This window comes from Thalassolituus sp. ST750PaO-4, assembly GCF_020320405.1.
In the GTDB taxonomy this organism is placed as follows: Bacteria; Pseudomonadota; Gammaproteobacteria; order Pseudomonadales; family Oceanobacteraceae; genus Venatoribacter; species Venatoribacter alkanivorans.
Map to the genome: position 1 here is coordinate 84,357 of NZ_JABVCB010000012.1, position 14,187 is coordinate 98,543.

The window sequence follows — 14,187 nt, forward strand, 5'->3', positions numbered from 1 at the left end:
CTGTCACTCTGGGTTGGCTGCTTTGCCGGCCGTTTTGTCGGTGGCTTTGTCAGTAGCTGCGGGCAAGCGCCCGTCGGGCGAATACCCCACGGCCAGCTGATCCAGTGTCACCTGGCTGAAGCGCTCCAGTACCAGCGCTTCGGCTTCCTGCAATACATCGGTAATAGCGCCGTTTACCGCCTGTTCTATCGGGCAGGCGGTGTGTTCATCGGTCAGGCCGATGGTAAATAACGAGCTTTCTTTCAGTGCGCGGTGAATATCCTGCAGCGTAATGTCGGCCAGCGGTGTGGCCAGTTGCCAGCCACCACCGTGGCCTTTGCCCGAGCTTACATAGCCTTCGGCTTTCAGAATCGCCATGGTGCGCCTTACCACCACCGGGTTGGTGTGCAGCATCTGCGCAATCTGGTCCGATGTCAGCGGAGCGGTCTGGTAATGCATATGAACCAGTACGTGCAGCATGCGTGACAGGCGGCTGTCTTTTCTCATGATGTATCCGTGATGTGAGTGGCGATGGCTGATGGCGCATATTCTACGCGGTTTTATCATGACACATTAAAAGTATCATGAGTTGATTTTCTCATCTTAAGTAACTTATATTGTTTCGTGATTGAATGAGACGGAGGAAATGTCATGACGCACGCAACTCACCCACAAAACAGCCATACCTTTAACATTCAGACCCGTACGCCGGACATCTACGACTGCCTGATCATCGGCGGCAGCTTTGCCGGTTTATCGGCGGCGCTGCAACTGGCCCGCGGCCAGCGTCAGGTGCTGATTCTTGATGCCGGGGAAACTCGCAACCGCTTTGCCGAAGCATCCCACGGCTTTTTCACCCTCGATGGTGTCTCTCCGGCCGAGGTACGCCAGCGTGCGCTTGAACCCTTGCTGGCCTACCCAACGGTCAGCCTGCGTCAGACCCGCGTCACGGCGGCACGCAAGAGCGAAGAGGGCTTTGTGCTGCAAAGTGACGATGGCCAGGAGGTAAAAGGGCGAACCTTAATTCTGGCGACGGGTGTGGCCGATCAGCTGCCGGATATTCCCGGCCTGAAAGAGCGCTGGGGTAAAAGCGTAATTCACTGCCCCTACTGCCACGGTTATGAACTGCGTGGTCAGCCGATAGCCGTTCTGGCCGGTTCAGCACATTCGGCGATGCAGGCCGCGATGTTGCCGGACTGGGGGCCGACTACGTATTTCACGCAGGGCGATTTCGAGCCGGACGATGACCTTATGCCGCTTCTGATACGGCGTGGCGTCGTCATTGAGCGCACACCGATTGTGGCGATTGAAGGCGAAGGTGGAGGGGAAGGCGATGCGGTATCGGCGGTGCGTCTGGCCGATGGTCGCCGTATTGCGGTCGGCGCCGTTTATGTTGCCCCGCAAACTCAGATTGCACAGTCACTGGTTGAGCAATTAGGGCTTGCTACCGAAGAGGCGCCGAGCGGGAAGATGATCACTGCCGATGCCATGCGCCAGACCAGCGTGCCGGGTGTGTTTGCCGCCGGTGATACGGCAATGCCAATGCATAATGCCACGCTGGCGTCGGCATCCGGTGTGATGGCCGGAGTAGGGGCGCATCGTTACTTAATTTTTAACCAGTAACGGCGCACGGTTATTTAAATAAAGTTTATACAGCCGATCAAAAACAGAGCAGCCGTCAGAGACTGACGGCCTGCTCCCAGCCTTTAATACGGATTTCGCTGTCGGAAATCTGAAGATCTTGCGGTTCCAGTACATTTTCACCAAAGCAGTAGCGCGGTTTAATCTTCCCGGCGGTCATATTCTGATCGTAATCCTGCGCCTGTTGCTGAATAAATTCATTGCGTGACAGATAGTCTTTCCAGCGCTGCGGACCGTACTTATGTGCCAGTAATTTATGCGTTTGCTGCGGGCTGACAAAAAATCCGGAGGCGTTATTACCGCCAAAACCTTTGGCATTAATAAAGGCTAACGGCATTTTTTCGGCATTAATCGGCTGGTGCTGCAGCAGAATATTCAGCCCCTGCTGGTGCACATCGTCGGCAATTTCGGTGGTCGTGGTAATACCGGGAATCATATGGTTAGCCCAGCTGCCGAGGCTCATCAATAACTGGTCGGCGGAGGCGGCGGCAATGGAGTGGCCGAGGTGTGCTTTAACGGCGGTTACCGGCCAGTTCTGGATATTAAAGGCGCCAGCCAGTTCGCTGAAAATATGCGACTCTGTTGTGCGGTTCGCTGGCGTACTGCTGCCGTGGGCCTGAACAAAAGAGCCGTGACGCAGGGCATCTTCACCCAGCCAGCGGCGGGCTTCGGCCATGGCTTTGCCCATGGTCAGGTAGTTGCCGACACCGGGGTTGGAAATGGATTTTTTATAGCCGTCGGCATTTACAAATACATCACCTACCGCGGCATGAATGGTCAGGCCTAATTCCAGTGCTAATTCATCATCACAGAGCACAAAAAACTGCGCAGATTCGGCGATGGTAAAACCACCGTTATGGCCAAACGGGCGGCTTGCCCGGCGGAAATCAGGAGTTTGTCCGGTATTTAAACCGTCTAAGTCGCGTAATTTCTGCTCGGTAATTAACGCCGTCATGGCGCTGTAACCTTCGACAATTTCCGGCGTGAGTGGCGCTTCGCTGTTACCGACAATCACCAGCCGGCGGCGGCCACTCTGAATATCATCCAGTGCGACTTTTAAATTGTATAAAAAGGTCGCGCAGGCACCGACCATACTGCCGGTGGCGCCGACATTACCCAGTACATAGGCATTAATAAAATCAGCGGGCATTTCGCTCAGGCCCAGCGCACATTGTTTGGAACTGGTGCGCTTGCCCAGCAGGGAAGATTGCAGCATGCCACCGTGGCCATTGCCGTCGAGCTGACCCATGGCAGAGCCGGCATACACAGCGATTTCGTCAGGCTGTAAACGCTGGCGGATAGCATCCCAGTCCATGCCCAGCTGGCCCAGAGCGTCGGAGGCGGCATATACCGCCATCTGTAGTCCACGGGGATGATGACGCGATGGGTAAAGTAACGCCGGGTCAAAGCCTTTGGGGGTTTGTCCGGCACTCTGTACCGCCAGACGCTTATGGCTTAAGCGCCAGCAAGGCGTGCCATCGCTGTCGGTAAATGGCTGGTGAAAAGGTACCGCGCTGGCATCCCAGTCCATATTGTCCCAGCCGCGTACCAGAGTACCGTTGATGATCTGTTCACGCCAGACAGCATCGCCGTTCAGTGGCAGATTCATGCTTTGTGCCAGAGCATTCAGGGTGGCCTGTTGCTGCTGGCTGCCCAGCTCATCCAGAACCAGACGCTGGTAAGCATGGTGTGCTGAACTGCGGCCCGCAGCGTTAATGCCACCAAAGGCGGTAATAACGGCCAGTTTTCTCATGATTGCTCTCCTGATAACGCAGGCCCGGCAGGGTAAAACGTCTGCCGGGCGGACAAATGGGGGAATAAGGCCATTGTAGGAGTGCATTCTGCTTAGCCATTAGGATACTCTGGACAAATATGGTGACAAAAAAGACGCCATTACAGAGGCGGGTTCACAGCTGTGTTGCGCAGCCTGTTAAGTGAACGTTGTCGTTGCTGTTTAAGGAGCCGTTTAAGGAGCCGTTTAAGGAGCCGGAATGATCCGCCATGTCACCCTGCTGGCCATGGGCCAGATGCTCAGTTCCAGTGTCGCTATTCCGCTGGAAATGCTTGAGGCCACACGGGCGCGATTACGTCTGGCGCGTGATCCGCGTGCGGTGTTTCAGGTAGACGTGGTGGCACAGCAATTACAGCCGCTGACCATGCTGGGTGGTTTTCAGATCCGTCCGAGCAAAATTCTGGATGAAGTTGAACACACCGATTTAATTGTGGTGCCGGCACTGTGGCGTAACCCAAAACCGCAACTGGCGCAGCAGGCCGATACCATTGCCTGGCTGGCGCGTCAGTACCGCGCCGGTGCCAGCATTATTGCCATTGGTACCGGCGTTTGTTTGCTGGCAGAGGCCGGACTGCTGGATGGCAAGCCGGCCACCACACACTGGCATTATCTGGATCAGTTCGCGCGCGATTACCCCAAAGTAAAATTGCAGCGCCAGCATCTGCTGACACAGGATGGCCGGCTGTATTGCGCGGCCAGTGTGAATTCCGGTGCCGATTTAATGGTGCATTTTATTGGTTTGCAATATGGCCGGGAGCTGGCCTTACAGGTGGAGCAGCAGTTTTCACCGGAGGTGCGTAACCCGTTCGAGAAAAAAGTCTTTTACGCCGATCAGGCGCATCAGCACCCCGATGAAGTAATAGCCTTAGCGCAAACCTGGCTGCAGCAAAATGTGCAGAAACCATTGTTGTTAAGTCAGCTGGCGGCTGATGCCGGTTTAAGTGAGCGTCAGTTTGACCGGCGCTTTCGTGCAGTTACCGGTACCACACCGACGCAATATCTGCAGAAATTACGCTGTGACAATGCCCGCGATTTATTGCAGAACTCCAATCTGAGTGTGGCCGATATCGCCGCCGCCGTGGGGTATAACGACGGTGGTTATTTTACCCGGATTTTCCGCCGGCTGGCCGGGCAGACGCCGGCAGAATACCGCAAAAAAGTGCGGGCCAAGTTGTTCAGCAGCTGAAACAGGCTGTTTGGGACAACGACTTTCATCTGGCTCCCACGCTCTGCGTGGTAGCCTCTGCTGACGCAGTTTCATTCCCACGCGGAGCTTGGGAACGAGACATCACTTCAATTAACCGCTATCAGCGGGACGCCCGGGCAGTGTTACTGGTCGGGCGTCGCTCTCCGTTTTTGCGCCTCCTGAATTCCTCTCTACGACCTTGGTGGTAAAAATTGGTCGTTCTGTAAAAAAACTACAGGAATCCATTGTCAACGCCGTTTGTTCAGTGCAGACTGGGTTTTGTCAAGGTTTTATGGGCTTTTATTCTGTAAAAGTACTACGAAAATACCTTGGTAAAACTACCTAAAGGGTCTTATCTATGATCATTTTTAAAGAAAAGGATAATAGGTAAGACCAATTTAGATGGGGTTGCAGCTCATAAGGCTGTAACGGACTCAGTGCCGGACTTATCGGTTGCGGCACGTACAATCAGGAGACCGGAGTTCAGATGACACACGATGTCGATGTTTACGAAACCCAGGAATGGCTGGATTCACTGCATGCCACCATTCGTCACGCTGGCCCTGAGCGGGCTGCCTTCTTACTGAAAAAACTCTTCGACCATGCCATGGCCAAAGGCGTTGCTTTGCCGCCCGCCATTACCACGCCATACCGCAATACCATTGCCCCGGAAAAAGAAAAGCGCATGCCCGGCGATTTATTTATGGAGCGCCGTATCCGCTCGTTAATCCGCTGGAACGCGCTGGCGATGGTGATGCGCGCCAACGATAACGACGAAGGCCTGGGTGGCCATATTGCTTCTTTCTCGTCGGCCGCGACCTTATATGACGTTGCTTTTAATTATTTTTTCCGTGGCAACGATGATGGTCACCTGGGTGACCTGATTTATTTTCAGGGCCATTCGGCACCGGGTATTTATGCGCGCTCTTATCTCGAAGGGCGCTTTGACGAGCAACAGCTCGACAGTTTCCGCCGCGAAGTCGATGGCAATGGTCTGTCGTCTTATCCGCACCCATGGCTGATGCCCGATTACTGGCAGTTCCCGACGGTATCCATGGGGCTGGGGCCAATTCAGGCAATTTATCAGGCGCACGTGATGCGTTATTTATCCGCCCGTGATCTGGTTGCCCGTGGCGACCGTAAAGTCTGGGCCTTTCTGGGTGACGGTGAATGTGACGAGCCGGAAACTCTCGGCGCTATTTCTCTGGCCGGACGCGAGCAGCTGGAAAACCTGATTTTTGTCGTTAACTGCAACCTGCAGCGTCTGGATGGGCCGGTACGTGGTAACGGCAAAATTATGCAGGAACTCGAAGGCGTATTCCGTGGCGCCGGCTGGAATGTGATTAAAGTGGTGTGGGGACGGCACTGGGATATTCTGCTGGAAAAAGATAAATCCGGCATGCTGCAGAAACGCATGGACGAAGTCTGCGACGGTGATCTGCAGAACTACAAAGCCAATGGTCCGGCCTATACCCGTGAACATTTCTTTGGCGCTTATCCGGAATTAAAAGAACTGGCTGACGAACTGACCGATGACGATATCCGCAAACTGAACCGCGGTGGTCATGATCCGTTTAAAGTCTATGCCGCTTATGCCGAAGCCGTTGCCCATAAAGGCCAGCCAACTGTGGTGCTGGCGCAGACAGTAAAAGGCTATGGTCTGGGTGATGCCGGTGAATCGGCCAATATTACCCACTCGGTGAAAAAACTCGATAAAGAAGCGCTGAAGCAATTCCGTGACCGCTTTGCCATTCCGCTGACCGATGACCAACTGGATGACGTGCCGTATTACCGTCCGGCGCCGGACAGTCCGGAAATGAAATACATGCGCGAACGTCGCGAGCAGCTGCATGGTTTTGTACCGTCACGCCGTCCGGATTTTGAGCCTTTAAATGTCCCGGCACTGGAGGCTTTCCAGAGTCAGCTCAGCGGCAGTGGCGAACGTGAATTATCGTCGACCATGAGTTTTGTGCGGGTGTTATCGCAACTGGTTAAAGATAAAAACATTGGTCAGCGGGTCGTGCCTATTGTGCCGGATGAAGCCCGTACTTTTGGTATGGAAGGCATGTTCCGCCAGTTGGGTATTTATTCTTCTGCCGGGCAGAAATATACCCCGCATGATTCCAATCAGATCATGTATTACAAGGAAGATAAAAAAGGCCAGATACTGGAAGAGGGCATCAACGAAGCCGGTGCGATGTCGGCCTGGATTGCGGCGGCGACGGCGTACAGTAACAGCCATTGCCCGATGATTCCGTTCTATGTGTTTTATTCGATGTTCGGTTTCCAGCGTATCGGTGATCTGGCCTGGGCGGCTGGTGATATTCAGGCGCGTGGTTTTTTAATCGGCGCGACCTCCGGCCGTACCACCTTAAACGGCGAGGGTCTGCAGCATCAGGATGGCCACAGTCATTTAATGGCACACACCATTCCTAACTGTAAATCCTACGACCCGACCTACGGTTTTGAGCTGGCGGTCATTATTCAGGATGGTTTAAAGCGCATGTATGAGCAGCAGGAAAACTGCTTCTACTACATCACCACCATGAATGAAAACTACGCCCATCCTGATATGCCACAGGGTGCCGAAGAAGGCATTATTAAAGGTATTTATCTGCTGAAAGGTGGTAAGAAAACCAAGGCGACCGAACCCCGGGTACAGCTGATGGGTGCTGGTTCTATTTTGCGTGAAGTGGAAGCTGCGGCGGATATTCTGCGCAACGATTACGGCGTTGAGTCGGATATCTGGAGCGTAACCTCGGTGAACGAACTGGCGCGTGATGGTCAGCGCTGTCAGCGTGAAAATCTGCTTAAACCGGATGCTGAAGCGCAGGTGCCGTATCTCACTCAGGTACTGGCCGATAAAAAAGGCCCGGCGGTGCTGGCGACCGATTATATCAAGTCGTATGGCGAGCAGTTGCGTGCCTTTATTCCGCAAAACTGTGGTGGTGCCGCAGGGTTTAAGGTGCTGGGAACCGATGGTTTTGGCCGCAGTGATACACGTAAAAAGTTACGTCATTTCTTTGAAGTCAGCCGTGAATTTATCGTACTGGCCGCCCTCAGCAGCCTGGCCGAAGAAGGTAAGCACTTCACTAAAGATGATCTATTGAAAGCGCGCAAAGCCTTAGGCATTGCGGCTGATAAAAACGACCCGACCCTGTGCTGAGAAGGAGGCCATCATGAGTAAACTGACTGTGACTGTGCCCGATATCGGTGGTGCAGAGAATGTGGAAATTATTGAAATTAATGTCGCGGTGGGCGACAGCGTAAACGCCGATCAGGATTTACTGGTACTGGAAACCGATAAAGCAACGATGGAAATTCCGTGCCCGCAGGCCGGTAAAGTTCTGGCGTTGCTGGTTAAGGTTGGCGATAAAGTCTCTGAAGGCTCGGCCATTCTGGAGCTGGAATCAGCAGATTCTGCTGACGCTGAGCAGAACAATGCAGAGCAGATCAGTGCAGAACCAGCGGCCGCTGCGCAAGAGCCTGCTCCGGCGGCAGAAATAAAGGCCGGTTCAGCAGCAGCTAGTGTAGAAAGCCTGATTGATCTGGTAGTACCTGATCTGGGCGGTGCCAGTGAAGTCACCGTGATTGAACTCTGTGCGCAGCTTGGCGATTCCCTCAGTGCTGACGATTCGCTGATCGTACTGGAAAGCGATAAAGCCAGTATGGATATACCGGCACCACAGGGCGGCACTTTAAAAGAGTTGCTGATTAATATTGGCGACAAAGTGAAAGAGGGCCAGGTGTATGGCAGGCTGCTGACACAGGCGCAGCCGGGCTCTGCAGCATCAGCTCAACAGACATCGGCTCAGTCAGCGTCAAATAAAGCGGTGGAAAATGCACCAGCGCCAACAGCGGCTGCTGTTTCTGCGGTGCCTGTAGCTGCCGTGTCTGAAACGACGAGCAGTGCAGAAAAAACTGATATTCATAATGTCTACGCCGGTCCGTCTTCCCGTCGCCTGGCGCGACAGTTGGGTGTCGATTTAACCAAGGTAAAAGGCACGGGTGACCGCAGCCGTATTACCAAAGATGATATCCGTGACTACGTTAAAGCGCTGGTAAAACAGGCTGAAAGTGGCGTTGCTGCGGTGACTTCTGGCAGTGGTATTCCTGCGGTTCCGGCAGTTGATTTTGCACAATTCGGTGAGATTGAACTGCAGCCGATGAGCAAAATTAAAAAGATCACGGCGGCTAATATGAGCCGTAACTGGCTGAATGTGCCGCATGTTACGCAGTTTGATGAAGCCGATATTACCGACCTGGATGCTTTCCGCGCTTCGATGAAATCGGAAGCAGAAAAACAGGGCGTTAAACTGACTCCGCTGCCGTTTTTAATTAAGGCAGCGGCCAGTGCCCTGACGCTGGAGCCCAGCTTTAATGTGTCGCTGCATCACGATGGCGAACATATGGTGCAGAAACGCTATGTGCACATCGGTATTGCCTGCGATACACCGAACGGCCTGATGGTGCCGGTGTTGCGTGATGCCGATAAAAAAGGCATTTACCAGATCGCCCGTGAAGCCAGCGAGCTGATTGAAAAAGCCCGTAACGGTAAGCTCAAGCCTAACGAAATGCAGGGTGGCTGCTTTACCATTTCCAGTCTGGGCGCGATGGGCGGTACTGGTTTTACGCCGATTGTGAATGCACCGGAAGTGGCGATTATGGGGGTATCGAAGGCGCAGATAAAACCCCAGTGGAACGGCAAAGAATTTGTGCCGCGTAATATGCTGCCGCTGGCGGTATCTTACGACCACCGGGCGATTAACGGTGCTGACTGTGGCCGCTTCTTCACCACGCTGGTGGCGTTGTTGTCGGATGTGCGTCGTCTGATTTTATAACCAAGCGTGTTATCGCGGGCATGGCCCGCTCCTACGAAAAATCGGCGTCTCTTGAAAGGAGCATATTTGGGTAGGAGCGGGCCATGCCCGCGAATACCCGCAGCCTTAAGGATATATTCCTCTCAGCGCAGCCATTGCTCTGGCAGACCTTTGGTCTGAATCATCGCGGCAAAATCCATGGCCAGCGCAATTGCCACATGCACCGCAACACCACCCCAGATTGAGCGTGACTTTAGCGCCAGAATGCCAAGAAAAAAGCCGAATAAAATTGCTCCTGTCGACTCCAGCCAGAGTTTCGGAAAATGCAGCATCAGATAGGGCAGGCACATCACCGCAACCGATAAGCTGCCAAGCTGTGGCCGCAGGCCGTTCACCAGAAAACCGCGGAAGAAAAATTCAACGGCAATAAACTGGGTGATGTAAATACACTCCCAGAGCAACAGATCAAGCCAGCTTTTATGGGCCAGATTATAAAAGGGGTAGTGGTTGGCGAAGTCGTCGCGGAAGCTGGCCATAATGGCAAAGAACACAATCGGTGTAGCCAGCAGGCAATAACCTAACCAGTGCTTATGCACCTCGCCCCATTGCCAGCCGTAATCGCGGACGGATTGCTTCAGCACGTATCGGATGGTGAGCATCGGGATAATAATAAAGGTCAGCAAGTGCCAGCCTCCCCACCAGACATACCCCAGTAATTCGCGGTACTGGCTGCGCTGATAGCTGATCAGCCACTGGTGGTTGTCAATGGCAAACAGGTTTTCCAGTAGCGGGATTGCAGTACGCAGATTGCTCGAGTATTTCAGGTAATGCAGCATCAGTAAGCAAACGCAGGCAACGGCAATCACAACCCAGGCGCGGTTTTTTAAGGTTGCCGGGCTGACATTCTGCCGCTCCTGCTCGGCCTGCTCATCAATAGCGCTGACGTGCGACCAGATCTGTTTCGGGTGCAGCCAGTACAGCGGGTTATGCAGGGTTCTGGATTGAGACGACATAAACATCCTGTTTGTTAATTCAAAGCGCCCGGCGGCGCCTAGTCAATGCAGGTGCCGCCGGCACTTGGTTAATGCAGGAGCCGGCAGCATTTTATAAATGCGCATGCTGCCAGCGCCATGTTAAAGCAAAAAGTAGGTCTTGATGCCGGACAGAATATTATTCACCGCCACCGATGCCAGAATCAGCCCCATCACCCGGCTGATAATACTGGCGCCACCATCACCGATAAGCCGGTGAACCCGGCTGGCCAGCAGGAGCAGGACAAAAACCACCCCCAAAACCGACAGCATAACCAGCGTGGTCTGCGACTGTTCGAGCAGGCTGTAACGGTTGTTCTCGGTCATCAGTACCGCACCAAGCATGGCGCCGGGGCTGGCAATGGACGGCACTGCCAATGGAAAAATAGCGGTTTCTCTGCCGTCGCGGGCGATGCGTTTTTCTTCAGCCGGTTTGCCTTCGCCAAAGATCATGGTCAGGGCAAACAGGAACAGCACGATACCGCCGGCAATCTGAAACGCCGACAGCGGAATATTAATGGCGGTCAGAATGATTTCGCCGGCCACCACAAAAAACAGCAGAATTGCGCCGGAGAATAACGTCGCCTGCAGGGCAATTTTTCGCCGTGTCGCTTCGTTATGCAGAGCGGTGACCGCAATAAACACCGGAATGGTACCGATGGGGTCGATTACAGCAAAAAAGAAGATAAAAGTGGCGATCAGTTCGCTCATAAGGCTCCGGAGCTGTATGGGCCTGGCTGCCGGACCGGTTCCGGTCAGAAGAGGCAGGCCGGTTGCTGATGTGGTGATATGGCACAGAAGGTAGCAGGATAATGGAGTTTGCCGCTGAATGCAGCGCTCCGTGCTAATATGCACGGCTATCTGTTGTTATTTCTGTGATGATTCCTGTGACCAAACCTGTTGATTCTGCTGCATCTGACTCTGCGCCGAAAAAAGTATCCGGCGCTTCTCTTTATGGTACGGGCAAAGCCCGCCCGGATGCATCCTCCGCTAATGGAACGGGGAAAACCCGCCCGGATGCCTCCACCGCTGATGGAACGGGCAAAACCCGCCCGGGCACATCCTCAGCGTCAAAGCGTGAACGCGACGAGCGCCCGGCTGCTGCGAGCCGTACACGCACGGACGATAAGCCGGAGGGAGGCAAGCAGGCGCGTGATCAGGGCCGTAAACCGGAAAAAGCGCCCTATAAAGGCCGTAATGCTGAATCCGGCGCGTCCGCTTCTGACAGATCCGGCAGTCGCAAGCCTTCCTCAGGAAAAGACGCTGCAGCTAAGGCGCCCTATGGTCAGAAGAGCAAAAAACCGGCTGCCCGCCGCGATGATGAAAAAACAACCTCAGCGCTCTATGGCGAAGTAAAGCCCGAGGGGCTGCATCCGCGTAATGTGCATCAGGGCCGTTACGATATGGCAGCGCTGGTGGCCGCAGTGCCGGAGCTTGAGTATTTTCTGCAGGCGAATCCGCGCGGTGAACAGACCATCGACTTCAGCGATAACAATGCCGTTGTCTGTCTGAATAAAGCCTTGCTGAAACACCATTATGGCGTGCAGCAGTGGAGTATTCCGGCCGGATTTTTATGCCCGCCGATTCCGGGGCGCGCCGATTATATTCACTATCTGGCGGATCTGCTGACGGAGTCGGCTAAACCTTCCGTTAATGCAACACCACGGGTGCTGGATATCGGTACCGGCGCGAATCTGATTTATCCGATTATTGGCAGCAGCGTCTATGGCTGGCAATTTACCGCGACCGATGTGGATGCCACTGCGATCCGCAATGCCCATGCGATTATTTCTGCTAATCCGGCGCTGCAGAGTATTAATATTCTGATGCAGCGAAACAGTGAGAAATTATTTGGCGGTATGATCCGCCCAGATGATTATTTTGATTTAACCCTGTGCAATCCGCCGTTTTTTGCCTCACAAAAAGAAGCCGAAGCGCAGGCACGACGCAAGTGGCGCAATTTAAAAGGTGATAAGGCCTCGGTAAAACGCAATTTCGGCGGACAGGGGAACGAACTCTGGTGCGAAGGCGGGGAGCTGGCGTTTATTAAGCGCATGATCCACGAAAGTGTGGAGTTTTCAGCTCAGGTTGGCTGGTTCAGCAGTCTGGTGTCAGCCCATGACCATCTTCCAGCACTGAAACAGCTGCTGCGCAAACTGGGCGCGACGGATATTAAAACCGTGCCGATGGCGCAGGGGCAGAAGGTCAGCCGCTTTATTGCCTGGACGTTTCAGGCATAAATTCTGTGCTGCAACAGCGGCTGGTAAATAATAATTTACCAGCCGCTGCGTTCACTGTTGAGACTGCGCTTTTCTGATCTCGGTTACCTGATCAAAACCAATCCCCCAGTTATCTGTCGGGACTTCATCAATCACCACAAAGGTGACATGTGGTGGTTTATTCAGAACATCGGCCATCAGTTGCGTGGCACCGCGTATCAGCGCCTGTTTCTGTTCGTTACTGACGTTCTCGTCGGTAATCCGGATATTAATGTAAGGCATAGTTATCTCCGTTCAGGCATTGGCGTACATTTTGTTAACGATGAGCCATTGATTGTTTTCTTTTAACAGTCCGAGAAAATCGATATAGGTGCGCCCCAGCAATGGACACAACACTTTGACCATGGCCTGCTCACCAAGCAGATCAACTGCCAGAAGCCGGTAGCCGAAGGCGTCACCACGTTGGGCCGGCACTTCGCGCTGAGCGACCAGACTCAGCCAGTCTTCCAGATTGCGGCGTAAACCCGGCGCTTTGAGCACCGCATCGGCATGAAAAATATGCCGTAGTTTTTGCGTATCGCCCTGATGCAGGCCATTGAAATAGTCCTGTACCAGGGCACAGATCTGATCGAAATCCTGAGTGGTTATTGCATCCGTATTCATCGTAGGTCTCCATCTTGCGCTTCTGTTATCCGCTTCTGTTATCCGCTTCTGTTATCCGCTTTTATCAGCGCAGGGCATCGGCTGTTTGTTGTTCAGCTTTTAATGCCTGCTTAAAGCTGTCCATTGTCAGTACGCGGTCGATCATGGCGCTGGTTTTTTCACCAATCTGAATATTGACCGGAAATGCCGCGCCCCAGCGTGAATAGACGCTGAGCATAATGTCGGCGGCAGAAGGTTGTTCACCGCCCAGAAATGGCTGCTCCTGCAGCTGATTCTCCACCACTTGCCACAAGGCACTGATGGCGTCGGCGGCGCCGGCAAAGAAGGCCTGGCGGGCGTCGGCATCATGAATGGCTGAGCTGGCAAAAAATAAGCGGCTGTATGCCGGGTGCATGGTGGCGTTGGCGAACATTATGTTGCGGATGGCCTGCAGGCGCGCGTTGGCATCATTGTGCGGGAGCATCGGGTTAGGGTGCTTTTCCAGCAGGTGGATCATGATGGCAGCACCTTCACGCAGAGTCTGGCCGTTATCCGGATCGAGCAGAACAGGGACGGTGCCGACCGGGTTGATGCGGCTGAAGTCGCTGACCTGTTGTTTGTGAATCAGGCTCACTTCCTGGCCCAGTTCGCGCAGTACCACCTGGGTGGCGAGTGAGCAGGCGTCAGGCAGAAAATACAGTGTGTACATAGTCTTCTCCGGTGTATTCGGGTTTGAGTGTTGTTTGGGAGTTTTGGTGTGGGCCGTGAGCACTGTGCTTCACAGCCTTATGGGCAGATTAGGGGGTTGGCGTTGTTGGATATATAGCTACAATGCGAACCAGTTGTTTTCAAATTGGAAACAGTTTTAGGTGGGGGA

Annotated in this window: 12 protein-coding genes; 5 read left to right on the forward strand and 7 right to left on the reverse strand. The window is 53.7% G+C overall.

What is annotated here, in order from left to right; translation table 11 throughout:
* Positions 1 to 3 precede the first annotated feature (3 nt).
* Positions 4 to 486, reverse strand: coding sequence for an RrF2 family transcriptional regulator (locus HUF18_RS13530; protein WP_145468314.1), 483 nt, complete (start codon positions 484 to 486; stop codon positions 4 to 6).
* A gap of 144 nt (positions 487 to 630) precedes the next feature.
* Between HUF18_RS13530 and HUF18_RS13535 the strand changes: the two genes are divergently transcribed.
* Entirely contained in the window at positions 631 to 1,602 is a 972-nt protein-coding gene (locus HUF18_RS13535; protein WP_225692566.1) for an NAD(P)/FAD-dependent oxidoreductase, read from the forward strand.
* 55 nt (positions 1,603 to 1,657) lie between these two features.
* On the opposite strand, the gene HUF18_RS13540 is transcribed toward HUF18_RS13535, so the two are convergent.
* Positions 1,658 to 3,373 (reverse strand): beta-ketoacyl synthase, encoded by a 1,716-nt coding sequence (locus HUF18_RS13540; RefSeq protein ID WP_225692567.1) that lies wholly within the window; start codon positions 3,371 to 3,373, stop codon positions 1,658 to 1,660.
* Between the two features lie 238 nt (positions 3,374 to 3,611).
* Here HUF18_RS13540 and HUF18_RS13545 point away from each other — a divergent pair, with 238 nt between their 5' ends.
* The 3 genes from HUF18_RS13545 (at position 3,612) to aceF (ending at position 9,439) form a co-directional block, all read left to right on the forward strand.
* Positions 3,612 to 4,598 carry a GlxA family transcriptional regulator gene (locus HUF18_RS13545; RefSeq protein WP_225692568.1) on the forward strand — a complete coding sequence of 329 codons (987 nt, stop codon included), beginning with the start codon at positions 3,612 to 3,614 and terminating at the stop codon, positions 4,596 to 4,598.
* 487 nt (positions 4,599 to 5,085) lie between these two features.
* Positions 5,086 to 7,764, forward strand: a complete 2,679-nt coding sequence (aceE, locus tag HUF18_RS13550; protein WP_225692569.1) for a pyruvate dehydrogenase (acetyl-transferring), homodimeric type — start codon at positions 5,086 to 5,088, stop codon at positions 7,762 to 7,764.
* Positions 7,765 to 7,777: 13 nt separating this feature from the next.
* A complete protein-coding gene (gene aceF / locus HUF18_RS13555) occupies positions 7,778 to 9,439 on the forward strand; it encodes a dihydrolipoyllysine-residue acetyltransferase (protein ID WP_225692570.1) in 1,662 nt (553 codons plus the stop codon).
* A 122-nt stretch (positions 9,440 to 9,561) separates the two neighbouring features.
* On the opposite strand, the gene HUF18_RS13560 is transcribed toward aceF, so the two are convergent.
* Positions 9,562 to 10,431, reverse strand: coding sequence for a CPBP family intramembrane glutamic endopeptidase (locus tag HUF18_RS13560; protein WP_225692571.1), 870 nt, complete (start codon positions 10,429 to 10,431; stop codon positions 9,562 to 9,564).
* 120 nt (positions 10,432 to 10,551) lie between these two features.
* Positions 10,552 to 11,160, reverse strand: a complete 609-nt coding sequence (locus tag HUF18_RS13565; RefSeq protein ID WP_225692572.1) for a MarC family protein — start codon at positions 11,158 to 11,160, stop codon at positions 10,552 to 10,554.
* 176 nt (positions 11,161 to 11,336) lie between these two features.
* On the opposite strand from HUF18_RS13565, the gene rlmF reads away from it, so the two are divergent.
* Complete coding sequence (gene rlmF / locus HUF18_RS19795) at positions 11,337 to 12,689, forward strand: 23S rRNA (adenine(1618)-N(6))-methyltransferase RlmF (RefSeq protein ID WP_342453575.1); 1,353 nt, start codon at positions 11,337 to 11,339, stop codon at positions 12,687 to 12,689.
* 51 nt (positions 12,690 to 12,740) lie between these two features.
* On the opposite strand, the gene HUF18_RS13575 is transcribed toward rlmF, so the two are convergent.
* From HUF18_RS13575 to HUF18_RS13585, 3 genes are all read right to left on the reverse strand, one after another.
* Positions 12,741 to 12,950 (reverse strand): tautomerase family protein, encoded by a 210-nt coding sequence (locus HUF18_RS13575; protein ID WP_145468326.1) that lies wholly within the window; start codon positions 12,948 to 12,950, stop codon positions 12,741 to 12,743.
* Between the two features lie 12 nt (positions 12,951 to 12,962).
* On the reverse strand, positions 12,963 to 13,331 hold the full coding sequence (locus HUF18_RS13580; RefSeq protein ID WP_225692573.1) for a nuclear transport factor 2 family protein: 369 nt from the start codon (positions 13,329 to 13,331) through the stop codon (positions 12,963 to 12,965).
* A gap of 64 nt (positions 13,332 to 13,395) precedes the next feature.
* Entirely contained in the window at positions 13,396 to 14,019 is a 624-nt protein-coding gene (locus HUF18_RS13585; protein WP_225692574.1) for a glutathione S-transferase family protein, read from the reverse strand.
* Positions 14,020 to 14,187: the final 168 nt, after the last annotated feature.